General features: G+C 64.6%; 21 protein-coding genes and 1 pseudogene. 14 read left to right on the top strand and 8 right to left on the bottom strand.

From position 1 onward, the window contains the following. Positions 1–2: 2 nt before the first annotated feature. From MO486_RS03600 to cysG, 4 genes are read left to right on the top strand one after another with little or no spacing between them, the layout of a single operon-like run. Positions 3–2,807: a nitrate reductase gene (locus tag MO486_RS03600; protein ID WP_242904653.1), complete on the top strand. Its 2,805-nt coding sequence runs from the start codon at positions 3–5 to the stop codon at positions 2,805–2,807. Beyond that, positions 2,804–3,811 (top strand): DNA-binding protein YbiB, encoded by a 1,008-nt coding sequence (gene ybiB, locus MO486_RS03595; protein ID WP_242904652.1) that lies wholly within the window; start codon positions 2,804–2,806, stop codon positions 3,809–3,811. The genes MO486_RS03600 and ybiB overlap by 4 nt, the downstream gene beginning before the upstream one ends. Before the next feature lie 42 nt (positions 3,812–3,853). After that, a complete protein-coding gene (locus MO486_RS03590; protein ID WP_242904651.1) occupies positions 3,854–5,245 on the top strand; it encodes an MFS transporter in 1,392 nt (463 codons plus the stop codon). A gap of 6 nt (positions 5,246–5,251) precedes the next feature. Beyond that, positions 5,252–6,649: a siroheme synthase CysG gene (gene cysG / locus MO486_RS03585; protein ID WP_242904650.1), complete on the top strand. Its 1,398-nt coding sequence runs from the start codon at positions 5,252–5,254 to the stop codon at positions 6,647–6,649. Positions 6,650–6,670: 21 nt separating this feature from the next. Here cysG and hflD read toward each other — a convergent pair whose 3' ends face one another. Genes hflD through MO486_RS03565 form a run of 4 tightly spaced genes read right to left on the bottom strand, consistent with a single transcriptional unit; the run spans position 6,671 to position 9,431 of the window. Beyond that, positions 6,671–7,276, bottom strand: coding sequence for a high frequency lysogenization protein HflD (gene hflD / locus MO486_RS03580; RefSeq protein ID WP_242904649.1), 606 nt, complete (start codon positions 7,274–7,276; stop codon positions 6,671–6,673). Further along, a complete protein-coding gene (gene mnmA / locus MO486_RS03575) occupies positions 7,273–8,391 on the bottom strand; it encodes a tRNA 2-thiouridine(34) synthase MnmA (RefSeq protein WP_242904648.1) in 1,119 nt (372 codons plus the stop codon). The genes hflD and mnmA overlap by 4 nt, the downstream gene beginning before the upstream one ends. 10 nt (positions 8,392–8,401) lie before the next feature. Further along, the gene (locus MO486_RS03570) at positions 8,402–8,881 is read right to left on the bottom strand and encodes an NUDIX hydrolase (protein ID WP_242904647.1); all 480 of its coding nucleotides are present in this window, start codon (positions 8,879–8,881) and stop codon (positions 8,402–8,404) included. 1 nt (position 8,882) lies between these two features. Then, complete coding sequence (locus tag MO486_RS03565) at positions 8,883–9,431, bottom strand: hypothetical protein (RefSeq protein ID WP_242904645.1); 549 nt, start codon at positions 9,429–9,431, stop codon at positions 8,883–8,885. A 44-nt stretch (positions 9,432–9,475) separates the two neighbouring features. Here MO486_RS03565 and clpS point away from each other — a divergent pair, with 44 nt between their 5' ends. Then, entirely contained in the window at positions 9,476–9,799 is a 324-nt protein-coding gene (clpS, locus tag MO486_RS03560; RefSeq protein ID WP_242904643.1) for an ATP-dependent Clp protease adapter ClpS, read from the top strand. A gap of 101 nt (positions 9,800–9,900) precedes the next feature. Then, positions 9,901–12,180, top strand: a complete 2,280-nt coding sequence (gene clpA, locus MO486_RS03555; RefSeq protein ID WP_242904641.1) for an ATP-dependent Clp protease ATP-binding subunit ClpA — start codon at positions 9,901–9,903, stop codon at positions 12,178–12,180. Between the two features lie 65 nt (positions 12,181–12,245). On the opposite strand, the gene infA is transcribed toward clpA, so the two are convergent. The 4 genes from infA to trxB all read right to left on the bottom strand — a co-directional run bounded on the left by infA (position 12,246) and on the right by trxB (position 15,383). After that, a complete protein-coding gene (infA, locus tag MO486_RS03550) occupies positions 12,246–12,464 on the bottom strand; it encodes a translation initiation factor IF-1 (RefSeq protein ID WP_242904638.1) in 219 nt (72 codons plus the stop codon). An 89-nt stretch (positions 12,465–12,553) separates the two neighbouring features. Next, positions 12,554–13,300 carry a leucyl/phenylalanyl-tRNA--protein transferase gene (aat, locus tag MO486_RS03545; protein WP_242904636.1) on the bottom strand — a complete coding sequence of 249 codons (747 nt, stop codon included), beginning with the start codon at positions 13,298–13,300 and terminating at the stop codon, positions 12,554–12,556. 2 nt (positions 13,301–13,302) lie between these two features. Next, on the bottom strand, positions 13,303–14,430 hold the full coding sequence (locus MO486_RS03540) for a GNAT family N-acetyltransferase (RefSeq protein ID WP_242904634.1): 1,128 nt from the start codon (positions 14,428–14,430) through the stop codon (positions 13,303–13,305). Then, a complete protein-coding gene (trxB, locus tag MO486_RS03535; RefSeq protein ID WP_242904633.1) occupies positions 14,430–15,383 on the bottom strand; it encodes a thioredoxin-disulfide reductase in 954 nt (317 codons plus the stop codon). Before trxB ends, MO486_RS03540 begins: the two co-directional genes overlap by 1 nt. 155 nt (positions 15,384–15,538) lie before the next feature. On the opposite strand from trxB, the gene MO486_RS03530 reads away from it, so the two are divergent. The 8 genes and pseudogenes from MO486_RS03530 to MO486_RS03495 all read left to right on the top strand — a co-directional run. After that, on the top strand, positions 15,539–16,606 hold the full coding sequence (locus tag MO486_RS03530) for an alanine dehydrogenase (RefSeq protein WP_242904632.1): 1,068 nt from the start codon (positions 15,539–15,541) through the stop codon (positions 16,604–16,606). A 131-nt stretch (positions 16,607–16,737) separates the two neighbouring features. Next, positions 16,738–19,089, top strand: a complete 2,352-nt coding sequence (locus tag MO486_RS03525) for a DNA translocase FtsK (protein WP_242904631.1) — start codon at positions 16,738–16,740, stop codon at positions 19,087–19,089. 84 nt (positions 19,090–19,173) lie between these two features. Further along, positions 19,174–19,791, top strand: a complete 618-nt coding sequence (lolA, locus tag MO486_RS03520; protein WP_242904630.1) for an outer membrane lipoprotein chaperone LolA — start codon at positions 19,174–19,176, stop codon at positions 19,789–19,791. A gap of 41 nt (positions 19,792–19,832) precedes the next feature. Next, complete coding sequence (locus tag MO486_RS03515; protein WP_242904628.1) at positions 19,833–21,191, top strand: replication-associated recombination protein A; 1,359 nt, start codon at positions 19,833–19,835, stop codon at positions 21,189–21,191. 36 nt (positions 21,192–21,227) lie between these two features. Next, on the top strand, positions 21,228–21,620 hold the full coding sequence (crcB, locus tag MO486_RS03510) for a fluoride efflux transporter CrcB (protein ID WP_242904626.1): 393 nt from the start codon (positions 21,228–21,230) through the stop codon (positions 21,618–21,620). Further along, positions 21,608–22,783, top strand: a complete 1,176-nt coding sequence (locus MO486_RS03505; RefSeq protein WP_242904624.1) for an MFS transporter — start codon at positions 21,608–21,610, stop codon at positions 22,781–22,783. Before crcB ends, MO486_RS03505 begins: the two co-directional genes overlap by 13 nt. Before the next feature lie 80 nt (positions 22,784–22,863). After that, the gene (locus tag MO486_RS03500) at positions 22,864–23,430 is read left to right on the top strand and encodes a hypothetical protein (RefSeq protein WP_242904622.1); all 567 of its coding nucleotides are present in this window, start codon (positions 22,864–22,866) and stop codon (positions 23,428–23,430) included. 421 nt (positions 23,431–23,851) lie between these two features. Beyond that, a pseudogene (locus tag MO486_RS03495) lies at positions 23,852–24,232 on the top strand (peptidase M4 family protein); the annotation flags it as partial.

Raw genomic sequence — 24,232 nt, 5'->3', positions numbered from 1 at the left:
CCATGCACGTCGCGGCCGTCCACGCTCCATCGCCGCGACGCGAAACGCGCTCGACCTGCTGCTACTGCGGTGTCGGTTGCGGCGTGGTGATCGAAAGCGAAACCGGTACCGATGGCTTTGAGCGCATCGTCGGCGTGCGCGGTGACGAAACGCATCCGGCCAACTTCGGACGGCTGTGTTCCAAGGGCTCGACGCTGCATCTCACCGCCGCGCGCGAAGCCTACGCACAAGTGCGTGCACTGCAGCCGGAATACCGCCGCGACCGCAGCCAGTCCCGCAGGGCGGCCAGTTGGGACGACACGCTCGACTACGTCGCCGCGCGGCTGGGTGACATTGCCCAGGCGCATGGGCCGGACGCGCTCGGTTTCTACATTTCAGGCCAGCTGCTGACCGAGGACTACTACGTCTTCAACAAGCTTGCGAAAGGACTGATCGGCACCAACAACATCGATACCAACTCGCGGCTGTGCATGAGTTCGGCCGTGGCCGGCTACAAACGCACGCTGGGTGCAGATGCGCCACCGTGCAGTTATGAGGACCTGGATCAGGCGCGCACGGTGTTCGTCGCCGGCGCGAATCCAGCGTTCGCGCATCCGATCCTGTTCCGTCGGCTTGAGGATGCACGCGCGCGCAATCCGAAGTTGCGAGTGATCGTCGCCGACCCACGCCGGACCGACACCGCCGAAAGTGCGGACCTGTACCTACCATTGGCGCCCGGTAGCGATGTGGCTTTGTTCCTGGCCATGCTGCACGTGCTGATCGGCGCATCGCGGATCGATCGCCCCTATATCGCCGCGCATACCAGCGGTTTTGCCGAGCTGGAAGCGCTGGCACGCGAATGGACGCCGGCGCGCGCGGCTTCGGTGTGCGCGCTGCCGGAAGCCGACATCGTCACGGCTGCGCATTGGTTTGCCGATGGCCCGACCCTGTCGCTGTATTGCCAGGGTCTGAACCAGTCGACTTCCGGCACCGACAAGAATGCGGCGCTGATCCACCTGCACCTGGCGACCGGACAGATCGGCAAACCCGGCGCCGGTCCGTTCTCGCTGACCGGCCAACCCAATGCGATGGGGGGACGCGAAGTCGGTGGCATGGCCAATCTGCTTGGCGGTCACCGCGATCTCGCCAATCCGGAGCATCGCGCCGAAGTCGCCGCGCTATGGGGCGTGCCGTCCGTGCCGGCCACCCCGGGCAAGACTGCGGTGGAAATGTTCGAGGCGGCGGCCGACGGCGCGATCCGCGCGCTGTGGATCGCCTGCACCAACCCGGCGCAGTCGCTGCCCGACCAGCGCATGGTGCGGCGCGCGCTGGAACGCGCCGAATTCGTCGTGCTGCAGGATGCCTATGCCAATACCGCCACCGCGCCTTACGCGGACGTCCTGCTGCCGGCGAGTACGTGGGGCGAAAAGGAAGGCACGGTGACGAATTCGGAGCGGCGCATCTCGCGCGTGCGCGCGGCAGTGCCGGCGTATGCGCAGGCGCGCGCGGACTGGCGCATCGCATGCGACGTGGCGCGACGATTGGAGCCAAGGCTGCGCCCAGGTTTGCCGCGGCTGTTCCCCTACGAAACAACCGAGGAAGTCTGGAACGAACACCGCGAAAGCACCCGCGGTCGCGATCTGGATATCACCGGCCTGTCCTACGCCATGCTGGAGGCGAAAGGGCCGCAACAATGGCCATTGCCGCAGGGTGCGGCTGTGGGCCAGACACGTTTGTACGGCGACGGCGTCTTCGCCACGCCGGATGGCCGCGCGCGCATTGTCGCCGCCGCACCGCGCGAGGTCGCCGAGCCGGTCGACCACCGTTACCCCTTCGCGCTGACCAGCGGCCGCCTGCGCGACCAATGGCACGGCATGAGCCGCACCGGAGCGGTCGCGCAATTGTTCGGGCATGCGCCCGAGCCGGCGATCGATGTGAATCCGGACGACGCAGCGCGTATCGGCGTCGCCGAGCACGATTTCGTCTACGTCACCTCGCGTCGCGCCAGCCAGGTCATGCGCGTGCGGCTGGACGACAGCCTGCAACCGGGTTGCACCTTCATCGCCATGCATTGGGGTGAGGAGTGGGTCGGCGGTCGCGCCGGTCGTGCATCGGCGCTGGGCATCAATGGATTGACCACGCCGGCGTTCGATCCGGTATCGAAGCAACCGGAACTCAAGCACGCGGCCGTGAAGTTGCTCAAGGCCGACCTGCCATGGCAATGGATCGTGGCGGGGTATCTCGCCGACGGCGATTGGCTGACACTGCAGCAACAGCTGCGTCTCGGCTTTGCGGACTATGCCTATGCCAGTTGCGTGCCGTTCGGGCGCGAACGCAACGGGTTGCTGTGGCGCGTGGCTGCGCACGAACCGGCGAGCGCCGCACAGGTGTCGGCGGTGGAACGCCTGTTCGGTCTCGACGATCGCGCGCACGTGCTCAGCTACAACGATGCGCGCCGAGGCTCAATGCGCCGCTTGCGTATCGATGACAGTCGTTTGACCGGCATGTCCATCGCCGGCGACGTGTCGGCTTACGGTTGGTTGCGCGATTACCTGGAAAATGGCGAACCGATTTCGGCGCTGGGCCGCCTCCTGCTGCTGCCGTCGCGTTCGCCACCGGCTGCGCACAAGCCGCGTGGGCGCACGGTGTGCAACTGCATCGGCGTCGGTGAGCAGGCCATCGGCGACTGGTTGCGCGCTTATCGCGGCCTCGCCGCGAACGCTTTTCCGGGGCTGCAAGCAGCGTTGCGCTGCGGCACGCAATGCGGCTCCTGCGTTCCGGAACTCAAACGCCTGATCCGCGAACACGTTGCGGAGCCGACGCCATGACGCAGCCTGTCGCCCTCGACATCACGTCGCTGCTGCGCGAACTCGGTCGCGGCGCACGCACCGCGCGCTCGTTGTCGCGCGAGCAGGCACGCGGCCTGTTCGCCGCGATGCTGGCCGGCGATATCGACGAGTTGCGCCTCGGCGCCTTGTTGATCGCGTATCGCATCAAGGGCGAGACCGCCGCAGAACTGGCCGGCATGCTCGACGCCGCGCAGGCAACGTTGACGCCGCTGCCGTTGCCGACCATGTCCAGCGCACCGGTTGTGATCGCCAGCTACAACGGCGCGCGCCGGATGCCGAACCTGGTACCACTGCTGGCCTTGTCGCTGGCCGCACGAGGCGTGCCGGTACTGGTGCACGGCGATGCGGCCGATGGCCATGGCCGCATCAGCAGTGCATCGGTGTTCGCCGAACTTGGCGTCAGGGCCTGCACATCATTGCCAATGGCAGCAGCGGCGCTCGAGGCCGAGAGGTTCGCCTTCGTGCCGATCGACGTGCTGTCGCCTGCGTTGCTGCGACTGCTGGCCTTGCGCGAACGCGTCGCCTTGCGCAATTCGGCGCACACCGTGGCCAAGCTGCTCAATCCATTCGCTGCGCCGGTGCTGCGAATGGTCAATTACACGCATCCGCCATACCGCGACACTCTGTTCGAGTTGTTCAACACGCAGGCGCCACCGTCCGCCCCGGGCGTGTTGCTGGCGCGCGGCACGGAAGGCGAAGCCACGGCCGACCCGCGGCGCCAGGTAGCGGTCGAATGGCTGGCCGATGGCGTCGCACGCACCGTGATCGAAGCCGCATACGGCGATGCGGATGCCGCCGTGCCGCTGCCAGAAACGGATGCCGCAAGCACCGCGCGCTGGATCGAACGCGCGCTCGCAGGCGGCGTTGCGATACCGACGACGTTGCAGCAACAGATCGACACCATTGCCGCGTTGTGCGCGGCAGAGCGTAGGCAAGGCAGAACTTTGGAAAACGGAGGCGCTTCGCGGCGGTTGTCGCCGTGAAGCATCGGCAATGGCTGGCATTTCACAGGTGAGGATCGGGACATGAAAAACGTGCTTGGCCATTTGCGCAGCGGCAACTGGAAATCGTTGCTCGCCTGTTTCCTGTATTTCGATACCGGTTTCACCGTGTGGGTAATGTACGGCCCGTTGGCGCAATCGATCAGCGGTGACCTCGGGCTGACGCCTTCGCAGAAAGCGTTCATGACCGCGGTGCCGGTGCTCTCGGCGGCGTTGCTGAGGGTGACATTCGGCAATCTGTATCAGGCGATGGACGGCCGCAGGCTCGCCCTGATGGGCATCATCCTGTCGTCGATTCCACCGGCTGTGCTGTTGCTGATGCCGGGTGTGCCGTCGCTCACGTTGCTGCTGGTGCTGGGCGTGCTGCTGGGCATGGGCGGCGCCAGTTTCGCCGTGGCCTTGCCGATGGCGGGTAGCGGCTATCCGCCAAAAGTGCAGGGCCTGGTGCTGGGCCTGGCGGCGGCTGGCAATATCGGGGCGGTGGTCGATGGTTTCCTGTTTCCGACGCTGGCCGAGCACGTCGGCTGGCAGTATTCGATGGCGGCGGCATTGCCGTTGCTGGCGCTGTCGGCGGTCGCGTTGCTGTTGTGGGCGAAAGACAGTTCGCCGAAATCCGGCAGCGTGCCGCGCGCGGCGACCGGGTTCGCCACCAGCATGGTGGTGTTGATCGGGTTGGTGTTGATCGTCAATGCGGGCCTGTTCGGACTGGGCGGCAAGCTCGGCATGCTGTTGCTGCCGGTGATCGGCTCGCTGCTGGTGGTGGCGGTGCTGCCGGGGCGTTACCGCGCGGTGTTCGCCGAGCGCGACACGTGGTCGATGATGCTGATCTATTCGATCACTTTCGGCGGCTTCGTCGGCATGTCGTCGTACGTCAGTCCGCTGCTGATCGATCTGTACGGCATCTCGCAGGTGCACGCCGGATTGTGGATGGCGGCGCTGGCGTTCACCGGCGCGATGCTGCGGCCGCTTGGCGGCTGGCTCGCCGACAGGGTTTCGGGCGTACGCGCCTTGCTGGTGCTGCTGGCCGCGATCGCCGTGTGCGATCTGGCCTTCGCCGTATTGCAACCGGGCGTGCAGGGCGGCATCGCGTTGCTGGTGGCCTTGTACGTCTGCTTCGGTCTTGGCAACGGGGCGACCTTCCAACTGGTGTCGCAGCGCTGGGTCGGCAAGGCCGGGCTCATGTCGGGCGTGATCGGCGCTGCGGGCGGCATCGGCGGTTTCTATTTGCCGATGGCGCTGGGCACCGCGCGCGAAACGCTGGGCAGCTATTGGGTCGGCTTCGCAGTCTTCGGCGGCCTTGCCGCGGCTTCGTGGTTGATGCTGGTCGCACTACGCAGCGAGTGGCTGGTGTGGGCGCTGCCCGAGCCGGAAGAAGACGCAGCCCTGCCGCTGGATGGTGCGACCGAAACGGTCTGATGCCAGATGAACCTGTTTCCGCTCTTCGTCGACTTGCGCAGTCGACCGGTCCTCCTGGTCGGCGGTGGCACCGTGGCCGAGCGCAAGGCGCGATTGTTGCTCGAAGCCGGCGCGCACCTCAGCGTGGGTGCACCGACGCTCACGCCGACGCTGGAGGGATGGCGGGATGCAGGGCGAATCGTGCATCTGCCTGGCGACTTTCAAGCGCACTGGCTACAGGGGCAGCGCCTGGTGATCGCGGCAACGGATGACATCGCCGTCAACCAGGAAGTCGCCGCTGCCGCCGAAACGCACAACGTGTTCGTCAACGTGGTCGACGATGCCGAGCTTTCCAGTTTCCAGGTACCTGCAATCGTCGATCGATCGCCATTGGTGATCGCGATTTCCTCCGGTGGCGCAGCGCCGATGCTGGCGCGGAAAGTGCGCGAACGGCTGGAAGCGACGCTGGAGCATTCGCTGGGCCCGCTGGCCCGGTTGCTCGAAGGTTTTCGCGGGCGGATTCGTGCACGTTTTCCCGACCTGGCCCAGCGGCGGCGCTTCTATGACGAACTCTGGCGCGGCGAGGTCGCGCGCCTGGTCGAACAGGCGCAGCCGGAAGACGCCAGCCAAGCCCTGAGCGCTGCGCTCGAACAACCCGATGGCGCCACTGCAGGCAGCGTGACGTTGGTCGGAGCCGGACCTGGCAATCCGGAACTACTGACGTTGGCGGCGCTGCGCGCGCTGAGCACGGCCGACGTGATCCTGTTCGATCGGTTGGTCCAAGCCGACATTCTCGCCATGGCGCGCCGCGATGCCGTGTTCATCGACGTGGGCAAGGAGGGCGGTGGCACGCACGTGCCGCAGGAACGTACGCACGAACTATTGCTGGAATACGCCCGCACAGGCGCGCACGTGGTGCGGCTGAAGGGGGGAGACCCGTTCGTGTTCGGTCGCGGTGGCGAGGAAATCGAGTTCCTGCACGCGCATGGGGTGCCGTACCGCGTGATCCCGGGCATCACTGCCGCACTGGCCTGCGCCGCCTACACCGGTGTGCCGCTGACCCATCGCAATCATGCGCAGTCGCTGCGGCTGCTCACCGCGCATTGCAATACCGATTTCGGCGACGAGGACTGGGCGGCGCTTGCCGTTGGCCGGCAAACCCTGGCGGTCTACATGGGCGTGCGCGCTTTGCCGGTGCTGCGGGAAAAACTGCTCACCCACGGCGCACAGCCGGACACACCTTTCGTTCTGGTCGAAAACGCCAGCCTGCCACAGCAACGCACGGTCTGCGGCACGCTTGCGGAACTGGTCGAACTCGCCACGCAACACGCTGTGCAATCGCCGGCACTGCTGATCCTTGGCCCGACGGCGCAGTACGCCCAGCAGTTGCACTGGTACGGCGCGCCGCCGCTCACCAACGCATGAGCGACAGTCGCACCGCGGTTGTTACAAGCGCGCCTGCACCGCTGCCGCTACTTCGCGCCGGCGCAGCAGGAAATCCCACAAGCTGCCCCCGAGTTGCCGCCATAGCACCGCCGAACGCAAGGCGGCCAGCAGCACCGCGCGAATCTCGGCGACGACGCCGGCCTGACCAAGGTAGTGGGGGTTGCCCTGTACCATCACGCGCGGACGCAGGTGGCTGACGGTATCGGCATACAGGCTGCCGAGCGCCGCAAGGATGTCGGGATGGGTGCTGCCCAGGCGCTGCATCGATGGTGCCAACGCGATGATGCCGTCATGGACCTGTTCGGCGGTGGCGGTCTCGTGCACGAAGCGGCGTTCGAGCTGGATGACCGCAAGCGCAAGGCGCGGCAGCAATTCATCACGCGCGGCGTTGCCGAAATAGTCACGCAGCAGCCTCAGGCCCGGCTCCACGGCCTGCGCATCACCGTACACGGCCTCGGGTGACGCGGCATCGATACGGAACACGCTATCGAGCGCCGTGCTGACCACGGCGTGGTCGGCCTGGCCGGTTTCGGCGATCTGCCGCACCTGCTGCAGTGCCTGCACCAGGCCAGCCAGGGCCAGTACGCGTTCTTCCATGTCGCTCATGCCGCCTGCTCCCGCAATCGTTGTTCCAAAGGTGCATCCGTAGCGGCGATCACGGCACCACCCAGGCAGACGTCACCGGAGTACAGCACCAGCGATTGCCCCGGGGTCACCGCACGTTGCGGACGCGCGAACCGCACTTGCAGGCCGCCGTCATCGCCTACCGCAATCTCGCAGGCTTCCTCCTGCTGCCGATACCGGGTCTGGGCCATGCATTGGAACCGTGCTGCAGGCGGCGCCCCGGCGATCCAGTGCGCCGGCCCGGACCACAGGGCCTGCGAGAGCAGGTACTGGCTCTCGCTCCCCTGGTCGACAACCAGTACGTTGTGCACCACGTCTTTGCCGACGACATACCACGGCGCAGGATCGCGTCCGCGCACGCCGCCGAGCTGCAGGCCTTCGCGCTGGCCGAGGGTGAAATAGAACACGCCCGGGTGCTCGCCCAGCACGTGGCCTTGCGGGTCGCGGATCTCGCCGGTTTTCGCCGGCAGATAGCGCGACAGGAATTCGCGGAAATCGCGCTCGCCGATAAAGCAGATGCCGGTCGAATCCTTCTTGGCGTGCGTCGGCAGACCGGCCTCGCGCGCGATCGCGCGCACGTCGGTCTTGATCGAATCGCCCAGCGGGAATTTCGTCGCTGCGAGCTGTGCCTGGCCGAGCTGATGCAGGAAGTAGCTCTGGTCCTTGCCACGATCGGCGGCACGGAGCAGGCAATGCCGGTCGCCGACACGTTCGACCCGTGCGTAATGCCCGGTCGCGATGGCCTCGGCACCGAGCTCACGCGCGGCATCGAGGAAATACTTGAACTTGATCTCGCGGTTGCACAGCACGTCCGGGTTCGGCGTGCGACCGGCGGCGTATTCGGCCAGGAAATGCGCGAACACACCATCCCAGTATTCCCGTGAAAAATCGCGGAAATGGATCGGCATGCCGAGCCGGCCGCAGACCGCAACCGCATCGCGGCGATCGTCCTCTGCGCGGCAGTCGCCGCTACCGTCGTCGGCCCAGTTCTGCATGAACAAGCCAGCGATGTCTTCGCCCGCCTGCTTGAGCAACAGCGCGGCGACGGACGAATCCACGCCGCCGGACATGCCGACGATGGTGCGCGCTGCAGTCATCGAAATGCCGTCATGCCAGATGCTGCATCAGGTCGAGCGGATGCCGGCGCCCGGCCAGGAAATCCGTCACCGCGCGCCACACCAGCGGGCTGCGGTGGCGCGCCTGCTGCGCCTGCAACTCATCGGGTGTCAGCCACAGGGTCTGGACGATCCCCTCATCGAGCCTGCGCGATGGATCGTGCGTGACGGGTTCCGCCGCGAACGCGAAGCGCAGGTAATGCCGGCCACCACTGCCATCCCCTTGCAACGGTGATTTCCACTGGTAGGCACCAACGAATCCGGTCAGGCGTACGTCCCAACCGGTTTCCTCGCGGGTTTCCCGCAACGCGGCCTCGACCAGGCTTTCGTCCGGTTCGAGGTGGCCGGCCGGCTGGTTGATCACCAGCGCGCCGTTGACCCGTTCCTCCACGCACAACAGCCGCCCGTCGCGCACCACGACCGTGGCCACGGTGACGTCCGGTTGCCAGAAGCGGCCCTCGCGGTAACTCACGTCAGAGATCGTCCTTGCCTGGGGTCAGCTCGGCTTCCATCTCGTCGGCGCTGCGGACTGCGGCGTCGATGGCATCGTCGAGTTCCTTGGTGCTGGCATCGGCACGCAACTTGACCACAAACACCGCGTATTCGTCCTGTTTGGCCCAGGCACCTAGTTTGCTGACGTTGGTGGCTACGAGCAGCCGGTTGGCGACTTCGGCCGGAAAATCCTTGTCCTTGGACTTGTAGCCGGGCGACCAGATCTCGCGCACCGTGTGCTCACCGAAGGTTTGCACCGGGGAGCGCACGAACACCAGCTGGCTGCGCTTGTCCTTGCCTTCGACCGCGAAAGTCAGTTGGTAGTCGCCGTCCGAGTCGACCTTGTACTCGTATTCGAGTTCCTCGAGTTGCGTCTTGATTCGCGGATCGGGCTCATTGGCCGGCTTGGCCGGTTCGGCGGCGATGGCGGCTGTGGACAGCAGTGCAGCGAACAGGATCGAGATGCGGCGCATCGGACTTCCCCAGTGGTGGTTGCCGGCATTTTTGCAGGCGCGGAGAGGGGCGTCCATGACAGGGTGCCTATTGGGCCGGGAGCGCTTCGTATAATGAGCCCATGACGACCCGCAAGACCGAACACGAACGCGACCATGGAGTCCTGGTCGAAACCAGCAAGCCGGAAACCGCCCGCCCACCGCTGTATTCCGTCCTGTTGCTGAACGACGATTACACACCGATGGATTTCGTGGTCGACGTGCTGATGCGTTTTTTCGCCATGGACCTGGAGAAAGCAACTCAGGTCATGCTCCACGTCCACACCCGTGGCCGCGGCGTATGCGGGGTATTCACCCGTGATGTGGCCGAATCCAAGGTGGCGCAAGTGAATGAATATTCAAGACTCAACCAGCACCCCTTGCTGTGCACGATGGAAAAGGCGTAAACACAGGTCGTCGGTTGCGCGCTGACCCGCAACCCGAGGCACTGGAAAAGGCCGACCGACACCCCAATCTGCGTGGGTAGTAGTCAGGAGGCCATCGCTTCATGTTTAGCAAAGATCTCGAGCAGACCATCGGCCAGTGTTACAAGCGGGCCCGCGAAGCGCGTCATGAATTCATGACCGTCGAACACCTGTTGCTGGCCCTGCTCGACAACCCGTCCGCCGAAGCCGTGCTCAAGGCCATTGGCGCCGATTTCCCGCGCCTGCGGCAGGAGTTGGAGCAGGCGATCGAAACCTCGGTCGCCAAGCTCGCCGACGACGACGGCCGCGACACCCAGCCTACGCTCGGATTCCAGCGCGTGTTGCAGCGCGCGGTCTACCACGTGCAGTCCTCCGGCAAGAAGGAAGTCTCCGGCGCCAATGTGCTGGTGGCGATCTACGGCGAAAAGGACTCGCACGCGGTCTACTTCCTCAACCAGCAGGACGTGAACCGGCTGGACGTCGTCAATTACCTCTCCCACGGCATCGCCAAGCAGGGCGATGGCGAGGAGTCGCAATCGCAGGATGAAAGCAGCAAGTCCGGCGAGGGGGGCGAGGGCGAGCACAAGGGCGACGCGCTGGCGGAATTCGCCAGCAACCTCAACGAACTGGCGCTGGCTGGCAAGATCGATCCGCTGGTCGGCCGCGCCGACGAAGTCGAACGCACCATCCAGGTGCTATGCCGCCGCCGCAAGAACAACCCGCTCTACGTCGGCGAAGCCGGCGTCGGCAAGACGGCGTTGGCCGAAGGGTTGGCCAAGCGCATCGTCGAAGGTGATGTGCCGGAAGTGCTGGCCGACGCCGTGATCTACGCACTGGACCTCGGCGCGCTGGTCGCCGGCACCAAGTACCGCGGCGATTTCGAGAAGCGCCTGAAGGCGGTGCTGGCACAGCTGAAGAAGCACCCGGGCGCGATCTTGTTCATCGACGAGATCCACACCATCATCGGTGCCGGTTCCGCCTCGGGCGGCACCATGGATGCGTCGAACCTGATCAAGCCCGCACTGGCCACGGGCGACCTGCGTTGCATCGGCTCGACCACATTCCAGGAATACCGCGGGATCTTCGAGAAGGACCGCGCCCTGGCGCGGCGCTTCCAGAAGATCGACATCGTGGAGCCGACCGTCGGCGAGACCGTCGAGATCCTGCATGGCCTCAAGCCCAAGTACGAAGCACACCACGGCGTGACCTACGCTAACGAGGCGCTGCAGGCCGCGGTCGATTTGTCGGTCAAGCACATCGGCGACCGCTTGCTGCCGGACAAGGCCATCGACGTGATCGACGAGGCGGGCGCGCGCCAGCGGCTACTGCCGGAAGGCACTCGCAAGGTGCTGATCGACGTCGAGGAGATCGAAACCATCGTCGCCAAGATGGCGCGCATCCCGACCAAGCAGGTCAGCGCCTCCGACAAGGATGTGCTCAAGAACCTCGAGCGCAACCTGAAGATGGTGATCTTCGGCCAGGATCAGGCGATCGACACGCTGACCTCGGCAATCAAGCTCGCGCGATCGGGCCTGGCCAATCCAGACAAGCCGATCGGCAACTTCCTGTTCGCCGGCCCGACCGGCGTCGGCAAGACTGAGGTCACCAAGCAGCTCGCGCTGCAGCTCGGCATCGAGCTGGTGCGCTTCGACATGTCCGAATACATGGAATCGCACTCCGTCAGTCGCCTGATTGGTGCGCCTCCGGGTTATGTCGGTTTCGACCAGGGTGGTCTGCTGACCGAGAAGATCGTCAAGACGCCGCACTGCGTGCTGCTGCTCGATGAGGTCGAGAAGGCGCACCCGGACATCTTCAACATCCTGTTGCAGGTCATGGACCGCGGCATCCTCACCGATACCAACGGGCGCGAAGCCAACTTCAAGAACGTGGTCCTGGTGATGACGACCAACGCCGGTGCCGCACAGGCGGCGCGCCGGACGATCGGCTTTACCCAACAGGACCACAGCACCGACGCGATGGAAGTGATCCGCCGCAGCTTTACGCCGGAATTCCGCAACCGCCTCGACGCGGTGGTGCAGTTCCAGGCGCTGGGCATGGACCACATCCTGCGCGTGGTCGACAAGTTCCTGATCGAGCTGGAAATGCAGCTGCATGAGAAGAACGTCTCGCTGTCGGCGACGCCACCTGCGCGGGATTGGCTGGCGCAGCACGGTTTCGATCCGCTGATGGGTGCGCGACCGATGGCCCGGTTGATCCAGGACAAGATCAAGCGCGCGCTGGCGGACGAGTTGCTGTTCGGCAAGCTGGCCAACGGCGGCCGTGTCAGCATCGACGTGCGCGATGGCGAACTGGTGGTCGACACGCAGCCGGAGCCAGAAAAGCTGCTGCCGGTCACCGTCTGACTGGCTGATCCGCACCAGCAAAAAGGCGGCCAATGGCCGCCTTTTCATTCAATTGGTTACCGCAATTATTTCATGCGATAGGTAATTCGACCCTTGGTCAGGTCGTATGGGGTCATTTCGACCTTGACCTTGTCACCTGTGAGGATGCGGATGTAGTTCTTCCGCATGCGCCCGGAGATGTGCGCGATGATTTCGTGGCCGTTCTCGAGCTTCACCCGGAACATCGTGTTCGGGAGCGTCTCGGTGACCGAGCCTTCGAATTCAATGACATCGTCTTTGGCCATGCGTTTCCTGGATGGTGGCGGGGCGGCGATGGGCCGCCCGCAAAGTCGAGCATTCTGACACGCGCCCGGTCGTGCTGGCAAAACGCCGGCTAAGTCGCAGCAAGCAGACGGGCGGGCAGGAGGCCGAAACGTGCGCTCCAGCTGCCCTGTGGCTCGGATTGGGAGGCGAGGGCAGTGGCTTGCTGCAGGAATTGCGCGCGGGGCCACGATTCCGCGCCGAGGCTGACCAGATGCTCGTTCTCGACCTGTGCATCGATCAGGGGCCAGTCCCAATCGCGCAGGCGCTGGGCGAGGGCGGCAAGCGCCACCTTGGAGCCACCCGATGCGGCGCTGAACATGCTTTCGCCGAAGAACATCCGTCCGACCGCCACGCCGTAGATGCCGCCGACCAGGCGCGCGCCGTCGAACACCTCCACGCTATGGGCGTGTCCGAGTCGATGTAGTTCCACGTAGGCGGCCTGCATGTCGCGCGTGATCCAGGTTCCACGCTGCCCCCGGCGCGGTATGCGCGCGCAGGCGCCAATCACGTCGGCGAAGGCGGTATCCGCACGGATCAGCCAATCGCTTCTCCGTAGCTCGCGGCGAAAACGCGACGGTAAGCGCACACCATCCGTGCGAAACACCATGCGCGGGTCCGGGCACCACCACAGGATCGGCTGGCCGTTGGAATACCACGGAAAGATGCCATGGCGATAAGCGTTGAGCAGGCGGGCAGGGGAGAGGTCGCCGCCCATCGCCAGCAGGCCGTCGGGCTCGCGCAAGGCTGACGACACCGGCGGGAATGGCGCCTCGGAATTGGCATCCAGTACCTGCACATGAAGAGCCGGTAGCCGCATCGTCAGTGGTCCGCGCGGAACGGCGAGTGCATCGCCAGCGTCGTTGCATAGCGCTGCACGGAGGCGGTTTCTTCAGCGCACCAGCGTCCGACGGCCATGGCGAACTCAGGGTCGGCGATCCAGTGCCGGCTGCGCACGAGCGTCGGCAAGAAACCCCGCGCCAGTTTGTGTTCTCCCTGCGCACCGGGTTCGAACACGCGTAAGCCCTCGCGCAAGCAGTACTCGATACCCTGGTAGTAACAGGTTTCGAAGTGCAACCCTGGCAGTGGCTCGCTTGCGCCCCAGTAGCGTCCGAACAAGGTGTCGCCACCGCGCAGGCAAAGGGCGCCGGCAATGGTTTCGCGACCACGTTCGGCGAAGAACAGCACCAACTGCCGTGGCATCGCGCGTGCAAGGTGCCGGAAGAAATCCAGCGTAAGGGCCGGGGTGTTGCCGTAATCGCGGAAAGTGCGCAGGTAGTAGCCGTGCATCGTGGCGAGATCCCCCTCGCTCGCCTCGTCGCCATGCACAGTGCGGAATGCGATGCCCGCGCGCTCGACCTTGGTCCGTTCCTGGCGAATGTTCTTGCGATGCTTGTGATCCATTGCCGCGAGAAACTCGCCGAAATCGTGCCAGCCGGCGTTGTTGCGCCAGTGGTACTGCACGTCGATACGTGGCAGCCACGTCCGGTCGAAAGCCGCATCGTCTTCCGCTGTGTGGAAATTCACGTGCGCCGACGACAGCGCTTCGTTCGTGCATGCATCTGTGAGCGCCTGCACCAGCGCATGTCTTTGCGCATCCGTGTGCGCGAGCAGTCGCGACCCCGTCACGGGCGTGTATGGCACTGCACACAACAACTTCGGGAAATAGTCCTGGCCGTGCTGCGCGTAGGCATGCGCCCATGCGTGGTCGAACACGAATTCGCCATGCGAATTGGTCTTGCGATAACCGGGAGCGGCGGCGAGAAGCAGGTCGCCATCCCACAGGCCCAGATGCTGCGGCGTCCAGCCGTAATGCGGGCGCAGGCAGCCGTGCTGTTCCAGCCCGGCGAGGAAAGCATGGGTGACGAAGGGGTTGCGCCCGTCGTGGAGCGCATCCCACTGCAGCGCAGGGATTTCGGACAGCGCGCCGATGACGCGCGCCGTCAGCATTACGCGTCCTTGTCGAGGAACTTCTCGGCGTCGAGCGCGGCCATGCAACCGAAGCCGGCCGAAGTGACGGCCTGGCGATAGACCTGGTCGGCGACATCGCCCGCGGCAAACACGCCAGCCACCGAAGTCTGCGTCGCGCAACCGCTAAGGCCGGAGCGGATTTCGAGATAGCCGTTGTGCATCGCCAGCTGGCCTTCGAACAGCGACGTGTTCGGGGTGTGGCCGATGGCCACGAACAGGCCATGGATATCGATGTCGCGAACGCTGTCGTCCAGCGTCGACTTGACTCGCAAGCCGGTCACGCCGGCATCGTTGCCGAGCACTTCGTCTACGACGTGGTGCCACACCGGCTCGATCTTGCCGGACTGGATCTTGGCCTGCAGCTTGTCCTGCATGATCTTCTCGGCGCGCAGCGTGTCGCGGCGGTGCACGATGTAGACCTTGCGCGCGATGTTGGCCAGGTACAACGCTTCCTCGACCGCGGTGTTGCCGCCGCCGATCACCGCCACGTCCATGTCCTTGAAGAAGAAGCCGTCGCAGGTCGCGCAGGCTGAGACACCGCGGCCCATAAACTTCTGTTCCGATTCCAACCCCAGGTACTTTGCCGTCGCGCCAGTGGCGATGATCAGCGCATCGGCGGTGTATTCGCCGTTGTCGCCCTTGAGCTTGAACGGGCGCTGCGACAGGTCGGCGGTATGGATGTGATCGAAGATCACTTCGGTGTCGAAACGTTCGGCGTGCCCCTGCATGCGGGCCATCAGGTCAGGTCCCATCAAGCCATGCGCATCGCCTGGCCAGTTGTCGACTTCGGTAGTGGTCATCAACTGGCCGCCCTGCTGCAGGCCGGTGACGACCACTGGTTTCAGGTTGGCGCGGGCGGCGTAAACCGCTGCCGTCCAGCCTGCGGGACCGGAGCCGAGGATCAACAGGCGGCAGTGCTTCGAAGTGGTCATGGTTATAATTTGCAGGATTAGGAGTGTGCTGGCGCATAGCTTGGCGGCGCAGTCCTGGCAAAACAAGGCACAACCCGGCGACGCTTTGTTGCGACCGGGCACAAATGCAACCCAGCGCCGCGCACGCGGCGTTTCCTCTTCTCAGGAGCGACGTAATGCGTATCGGTGTACCAAAGGAAACCAAGACCCTCGAAGGGCGCGTTGCGCTCGTCCCCGCCGCCGCGGGCGACCTGGTCAAGCGTGGTCATGAGGTGTGGCTCGAGCAGGGCGCAGGCCTCAAGAGCGGTTTCAAGGACGAGGCTTACACCAAGCTCGGGGTGAAGATCGCACCAGACGCTGCCGCACTGTATGAGAAAGGCGAGCTCATCGTGAAGGTCAAGGAGCCGATCGAAGGCGACCTGGCACTGCTGCGCAAAGACCACTTGCTGTTCTGCTACTTGCACCTCGCGCCGCTGCCCACGCTCACCAAGCGCTTGCTCGACATCGGCCTGACTGGCATCGCCTTCGAAACCGTCGAGCTCGATGACGGTTCGCTGCCGCTGCTTGCGCCGATGTCGGTCATCGCTGGCAAGATCGGCGTGCAAGTGGGCACGCATTTGTTGCACCAGCCGGAAGGCGGCAAGGGCAAGCTGCTCGGCGGCCTGCCGTCGACCGAGCGCGGCAAGGTCGTCGTGTTCGGCGCAGGCCAGGCCGGTGGCAATTCCGCGGCGCTGGCGGCAGCCGGCGGCGCGAACGTGGTCGTGTTCGAGAAGCGCCAGGACCGCATGGAGGAAATGATGCGCCTCGGCAACAACGTCACTGCGCTGTATCCGTACGACGAAGTGGTGGCACGCGAAGTCGCTACCGCCGACCTCGTGATCGGCGCCGTCCTGGTCACCGGCGCCGTCGCGCCGCACGTGCTGACCCGCGAAATGCTCAAATCGATGGAAGATGGCAGCGTCGTCGTCGACATCTCGATCGATCAGGGTGGCTGTTTCGAGACCTCGCGTCCGACCACCTGGAAAGAACCCACCTATGTCGAGGAAGGCGTGATCCACTTCGCCGTCACCAACATGCCCGGTGCCGTGCCGCAGACCTCGTCGCAGGCGATCTGCGCCGCGATCCTGCCGTGGGTCAACAAGCTGGCCTCGGGCAACTGGCGCGACAGCAAGCCGTTGACGCGCGGGATCAACATCGAAGGCGGGAAGCTGGTACACCCGGCGTTGATGGGGATGAAGCTGTAACGTGTCGTCTGGAAGGTCTTCCCGCGGAAAGCGGGAAGACCTCCGAGATTGGACCGGATCGACCTGTCTTTATTCCGGGTTTAGCCGTATATTCAATAACTAACGGAACGTAGCTAAGGCAGAACATAACGGTGGCGCAAGCGTCCCCAGCAGCACGCAAACGGGCAGCGGCCGACAAGGCCGCGAAGGCGCCGCCGTCGCCACGCCGCCAACGGCTGATGCGCGACATCGCGTTGATCCTGATCACGCCGTTACTGCTGTACCTGTTTGCCAGCCTGTACACGTTTTCGCCGAGCGATCCTGGTTGGTCGCATTCCGGTAGCGTTACCGCGCCGATCCAGAACTATGGCGGTCGCGTCGGCGCGTGGGTTGCCGACGTGTTGCTGTATCTGACGGGCTACGTCGCCTTCCTGCTGCCACTGATGCTGGGACTGATCGCGTGGATCGCGCTCTTCGGCATGGACAGCGATGGCGATGGCGACGCCGACCTCGGTCCGGCCTTGCGCCTGGTCGGCATCGTCGGCTTCCTGGTTTCCGCTGCGGGCTTCCTGCATCTACGCGTCAGCGCTGCGCCGGATTTCTCCGCGGGCAGCGGCGGCATCCTTGGCCAGCTGGTAGGACGTTCGTTGTTCCGAGGTTTCGGCGCACTCGGCGCCAATCTGTTTACCGTCGCATTGCTGCTGATCTCGACCACGCTCGCCACCGGGATTTCGTGGCTGACGGTGATGGACAAGATCGGCCAGTGGGTGCTTGCGCTCGGGCCGCTGTTCCGGCGCGGCAGCCAGCAGGCCGCCGAGTGGCAACAGGCACGCGCGTTCCGCGAGGAGCGCGAGGAAACCCGCAAGATCGAAACCGAACTACGTGCGAAGCGCGCGCCAGTTCGGATCGAACCGCCACCGGCACCCATCGTCGAAAAAAGCGATCGCGCCAAGCGCGAGCAGCAGATTCCGTTGTTCCATGTCGGCGACGGCTCGGGCATCCCGCCACTGGCGCTGCTCGATGATCCCAAGCCGCAACAGAAGAGCTACAGCGAAGAGACGCTGGAGACACTGTCGCGGCAGATCGAGTTCAAGCTCAAGGATTTCCGCATCGAGGCGCAGGTGGTCGGTGCGTATCCGGGACCGGTGATCACGCGCTTCGAACTGGAACCCGCGCCCGGCGTCAAAGTCAGCTCGATCAGCTCGCTCGACAAGGACATCGCCCGTGGCCTGAGCGTGAAGTCGGTGCGCGTGGTCGATGTGATTCCGGGCAAGTCGGTGGTCGGCCTGGAAACGCCCAACAGCCACCGCGAGATGATCTATCTCAGCGAATTGTTGCGCTCGAAGGAGTACGACAAGTCGCCCAGTCCATTGACGCTTGCCTTGGGCAAGGACATCGCCGGCCGCCCGACGGTGGCCGACCTTGCGCGCATGCCGCATCTGCTGGTCGCCGGCACCACCGGCTCGGGCAAGTCGGTCGCGGTCAATGCGATGGTGCTGTCGCTGTTGTACAAGGCCAGCCCGGCCGACGTGCGCATCCTCATGATCGACCCGAAGATGCTGGAACTCAGCGTCTACCAGGGCATCCCGCACCTGCTGGCACCTGTCGTCACCGACATGAAGGAAGCGGCGAACGGCCTGCGCTGGTGCGTTGCCGAGATGGAGCGGCGCTACAAATTGATGAGTGCGGTCGGCGTGCGCAACCTTGCCGGCTTCAACAAGAAGGTGAAGGACGCGCAGGACGCCGGCCAGCCGTTGATGGATCCGTTGTTCAAGCCGAACGCAGAACTCGGCGAAGCACCGCGCCCGTTGGAATCGATGCCGTACATCGTCGTGTTCATCGACGAATTCGCCGACATGATGATGATCGTCGGCAAGAAGGTCGAAGAACTCATCGCACGCCTGGCGCAGAAGGCGCGTGCGGCCGGCATCCACTTGATCCTCGCCACGCAGCGACCGTCGGTGGATGTGATCACCGGCTTGATCAAGGCGAACATCCCCACACGCATCGCGTTCCAGGTCAGTTCGAAGATGGATTCGCGCGTGATCCTCGACCAGAGCGGTGCCGAGACGCTGCTTGGCCACGGCGACATGCTCTACCTACCGCCCGGCACCGCGATGCCGGAGCGCGTCCACGGCGCGTTCGTTTCCGACGATGAAGTGCACCGCGTGGTCGAGCATCTCAAACAGATCGGCGGTACACCCGACTACATCGAAGGCGTGCTCGACGAAGTGCAGACCCTCGGCGACGGCAGCGTCGTTGGCGCTACCGGCCTGCCGGAAAGCGGTGGCGGGGGAGGGGACGAATCCGATCCGCTCTACGACGAAGCCGTCCGTATCGTCACCGAGACGCGTCGCGCTTCCATCTCCGGCGTGCAGCGTCGTTTGAAGATCGGCTACAACCGCGCCGCACGCCTGATCGAGGCGATGGAAGCCGCCGGCATCGTCACGCCACCCGAGCACAACGGCGATCGCAGCGTGATCGCACCGCCACCGCCGAAATAGTTCATCTCCGGTTGCGGGTTTCGTCGGAGCGTATTCAGCATCGAGGCTTCACACTCGCTACCAATGATCCGTTGGAGTTCCAGCATGCGTGGTATCCACATCTTCGGCCTGGTTGTCGCCCTCGTTGCCAGCAACGCCATCGCTGGCGCCCGCGACGACCTCAATGCGTTCACCAAGGGGCTGAAAGGCCTCGACGGCCAGTTCACCCAGCAGGTGTTCGATGCCAACGGCAAGCGCAAGGAAACCTCGAGCGGGCGCGTCGCGTTGTCGGCGCCGCGACTGTTCCGCTGGGAATACGTCAAGCCATTTCCGCAATTGATCGTCGCCGATGGCAAGACCGTCTGGGTTTACGACCCCGACCTGCAGCAGGTGACCAAGCGGCCGCAGGGCACCGAGGAACAGAACAGCCCGCTTGCAGCGCTGATCGATCCGTCCAAGCTGGACAAGGACTTCGTGATCAAGGACACCGGTAACAAGGACGGCCTCGCGTGGCTGCTGTTGACTCCGCGCAACCCCAATGAGGCGAGTTTCCAGTCCGCACGCCTTGGTTTCGGCAAGGACGGGCTGGCGCTGATGCAGGTGGTCGACGCGCTGGGCCAACGCACCGAGATCGCCTTCAGTGGCTGGAAGCGCAATCCGTCGTTCGCCAAGTCCGCGTTCCGCTATACGCCTCCGAAAGGCGTGGATGTCGTCGGCGAGTAAGGCGTCTCAGCAGCCGCGACCGTGCAGGCTAGAATCGCGGTGTGGCCAAGTCTCGTAATGCATTGCCCGAAGGCGACCTGCTGAGCGTCGATCGCGACGCACTGCGGCCGCTCGCCGAGCGCGTGCGGCCGCGCACCCTCGATGAAATGGTCGGACAACGCCGGCTGCTCGCACCGGGTTCGGCCCTGCGCCGCTCCGTCGAATCCGGCCATGTGCATTCGATGATCCTGTGGGGTCCTCCGGGTTGCGGCAAGACCACATTGGCATTGCTGCTGGCCAAGTACGCCAATGCCGAATTCCGCGCAATTTCGGCGGTACTCGCGGGCCTGCCTGAAGTACGACAGGTATTGGCCGAAGCGGGCCATCGTTTCGCCGAGGGCCGGCGCACGGTGCTTTTCGTCGACGAAGTGCACCGGTTCAACAAGGCGCAGCAGGATGCGTTCCTGCCGCATATCGAACGCGGCACCATCCTGTTCGTCGGCGCGACCACTGAAAACCCTTCGTTCGAATTGAACTCGGCGCTGCTGTCGCGTTGCCGCGTGCACGTGATGGAAGCCGTGTCTGCGGATGACATTGCCATCACCCTCAAGCGCGCGCTCGATGATGCGGAACACGGCCTCGGTGAGCGCGGCTTGCAGGTGACCGACGAGCTGCTCGCATTGATCGCCCGAGCGGCCGACGGCGACGTGCGCCGCGGGCTGACGTTCCTCGAAATCGCCAGCGATCTGGTCGGCGAGGGCGGCACAGTCACCGAAGCCGTGCTCGAACAGGTGCTGGCCGATCGCACGCGCCGCTTCGACAAGGGCGGCGACCAGTTCTACGACCAGATCTCCGCGCTGCATAAGTCGGTACGCAGCACCAACCCGGATGCTGCGTTGTACTGGTTCACCCGCATGCTCGATGGCGGCTGCGATCCGGGCTACCTCGCACGTCGGCTCACACGCATGGCAGTGGAGGACGTGGGCCTCGCGGATCCGCGCGCCTGGCAGATGGCGATCGAGGCCTGGGATACCTACGATCGCCTAGGCAGTCCCGAGGGCGACCTCGCCCTGGCGCAGCTCACGATTTATCTTGCCAGTACTGCGAAATCCAACGCGGGCTACGTTGCCTTCAATGCAGCGAAAGCTGACGTGCACGAATACGGCACGCAGGAAGTACCGCTGCATATCCGCAACGCGCCGACCAAACTGATGAAGCAACTCGGCTACGGCAAGGGCTACCAGTACGATCACGACGCCGAAGGTGGGATCGCGCTGGATCAGACCGGCTTCCCGGACACGATGGGCGAGCGCGTGTATTACCAACCGGTCGAGCGCGGACTGGAGATCAAATTGAAGGCGAAACTGGATGCTTTGCGTGCAGCCCGGGAACGAGCGAGAGAAGGAAAAGCCTCGGATTGAATTGACTTCAATAACAATTCATAACTAATTGAATCAATGACTATTTGGTGGCAGCAGTTGTGGCTAGTGATGCTCGGTGGTGCCCTCGGCGCCGCCGGACGCTACTGGCTGGGCGGGGTGCTGTTGCGCCATCTCGGTGACGGTTTCCCGTGGGGCACGTTCGCGGTGAACTTGATTGGTGCCTTCGCTGGCGGCTTTCTCGCAGTGTGGCTGGAAGGCCGGGGCCAGGCGGCGTTGTACTGGCGCGCGTTCCTGATCGTTGGTTTGCTCGGCGGCTTGACTACGTATTCCGCGCTGATGATCGAGTGGCTGCTATACACGCGCTCATCGCGCGGCGAGTTGGCCTTGCTGTACCTCGTGCTGACGTTGGCGCTCGGATTGCTGCTGGTCTGGGGTGGTGCACGGATGGCACATGCATGGCGACCCTGACCACCGGCCTGCGCGCGCTGCCGCGCAGCGTGTGGCTGCTCGGCACGATCAGCCTGTTGAACGACAGCGCCAGCGAGATGATCTATCCGCTGCTGCCGTTGTTCCTCGCCGGCACGTTGGGCGCCGGGCCGCGTGTGCTGGGTCTGATCGAGGGAGTTGCTGAAGCAGTCAGCAGTCTGTTGAAACTGGTTGCCGGCGCCTGGTCGGATCGCATGCAACGCGCGAAACCATTCGTGGTCTCCGGCTATGGCATTGCGGGCGTGGCACGGACATTGATCGCGGCCGCGACTGGCTGGTGGATGGTGCTGCTGTGCCGGCTCGCCGATCGCGTCGGCAAGGGACTACGCAGTTCTCCACGCGACGCCATGCTCGGCCGCAGCATCACCTCGGATCAGCGTGGACTCGCGTACGGGTTGCATCGGGCCATGGACAACGCGGGAGCGGTGATCGGTCCATTGGTCGCTGCCGGGCTGTTGGCGCTTGGATTCGAATTACGCACGGTGTTCTGGTGCGCAGGCGTGCCCGCCGTAGTCGTACTTCTACTGACATTGCGCCTGCGCGAACCGGAAGCCGCGGCGGTGATCGAACCCACGCGCTTCAGCTGGCGCATGCAGGAGTTCCCGCCCGCCTTCAAGCGCTACCTGCTGGTGCTCGGGCTTTTCATGCTCGGCAATTCCTCAAACCTGTTCCTGCTGCTGCGGGTGCGCGAACTCGGTTTTGCGCAATCGCAGATCCCGCTGCTGTGGGCATTGATGTCGCTGGTGGCGGCGGTCTTCCTCACGCCGCTGTCGTCCTTGTCCGATCGCATCGGCCGACGTCAGCTCATCATTGCCGGCTGGATCGCCTACGCCGTGATCTATCTGCTGCTGGGGTGGGGCGGCTTGCCGGCTTGGAGCGTCTGGGGGCTGTTCGCGGCCTACGGGTTGTTCATCGCGGCGACCGAGGGCGCGGAGAAAGCCTTGGTCGCCGATTTGGTACCACGAGAACAACTCGGTACCGCATTCGGTTGGTACCACCTGACCCTGGGCATCACGTTGCTGCCGGCGTCGTTGCTCTTCGGCTGGTTGTGGCAGAGCGTTTCGGCGTTCACTGCATTTGCCTTCGGCGCGGGCTGCGCTTTGCTGGCGGCTGCGCTGCTGGCGATCTGGCTGCGAAAGACCTGAGTCGGAGCCACTGGCAGCCGGGTACGGCTCGGCGCATCCTTGCCCGCGCGGCGAGGGGCCGCCTGTTGCGGAGACATTTCATGCGAATACTGATTGCGGGAATTATCGGCGGCATCCTGATGTTCATCTGGAATTCCGTGGCGCACATGGCGCTGCCGCTTGGCGAAATGGGCTTCAAGGTGGCCGCCGAACAGGACACGGCCATCCCTGCCGTGCAAGCGACCGCCACTTCGGGCGAAGGCATCTACATGCTGCCTGGCATGTCGCCCGAACAGTGGAGCGACGAGGCGGCGCGAACGGCCTTCGTCGAGAAGTACAAGTCCAGCCCGTATGCGTTCGTCGTGTATGCCCCGGGTAATCCGGCTCTCGCGGACATGGTCCCGAACCTGATCAAGCAATTCGTTACCGACACGCTGGCCGCAATCGTTGTGGCATGGGTACTGTCGCTGGGCGCGTTCGGCTTCGGCAAGCGCGTGGCGATCGCCGGTGCATTCGCGGTGTTCGCCTGGCTGGTGATCAGCGTGCCGTATTGGAACTGGTATTTGTTCCCCGCAGCATTCACCGCCAGCACATTGATCACCCAACTCGTCGGGTGGCTACTGGCCGGCGCGGGCATGGCGTGGTGGCTGGGCCGCAAGGGCGGCTGAGCTCGAAACGCGATGGTATTTTCGGGGTCGGCGAGCTTTCGCCGACCCTTTCATTTGTAGGCTCTTCGTCCAGTCAGGGCCTAGCCCGATCTGGTTCAGCCCGGTTGTCCAAAACAGTCAGTCCTCGACCATCCCCGCGCCCGCGCCCGGTCCGCCAATCCGGGTTCGCCGATCGTCTCAGCCGGGCAGGCCAACCCGCGGGCAAGTTTCGATTGCTACCCCGGCAGCGTGATCCGAACCGCCGAAGTCGTGACTGTCATCACTTTTTCTGCAAAAAATGAGAAAAAAGTGATCTCTCATAAGAGGCTCGCACAGCGGCACACCGACTAAATCGTTCGGATGCCGGCCCTCCGGCGCAGGCACGGACGCCAAAAATCCGTTCCGGCTGTGGCCGGCTTCCAAATATCTCGGGGGTTTACGAATGAACTTGCAGTCCCATTTGCTTAGCGTCGCGGTGGTTGCCGCGCTTGCAGTTGCCGCACCCGCTTTTGCCGCCAAGGTCGACCATCCGGCCGCCGGCCGCGCCCTCGGCCTGATCGATGGCAACAAGGCGGCGGCGCATCGTGCCGATGCCGACGCCTTCTCGGTCAAGGACGTGATCGTCGACCGTGACGGCACCGAGCACGTCCGCGTCGAACGGACCTACCGTGGCCTGCCGGTGATCGGCGGCGACATGGTCGTGCATTCGCGCAATGGCCAGCTCAAGAGCACCAGCCTGACGCTGAAGTCGAGCGCCCGCCCGGACATCCATGGCGGCAAGCTCAGTGGCGACGACGCCACCCTCGCTGCCGGTGTCGACTTC

Source organism: Lysobacter sp. CFH 32150, from assembly GCF_022758295.1.
In the GTDB taxonomy this organism is placed as follows: domain Bacteria; phylum Pseudomonadota; class Gammaproteobacteria; order Xanthomonadales; family Xanthomonadaceae; genus CFH-32150.
This window is presented reverse-complemented; position numbering and strand designations above follow the sequence as displayed.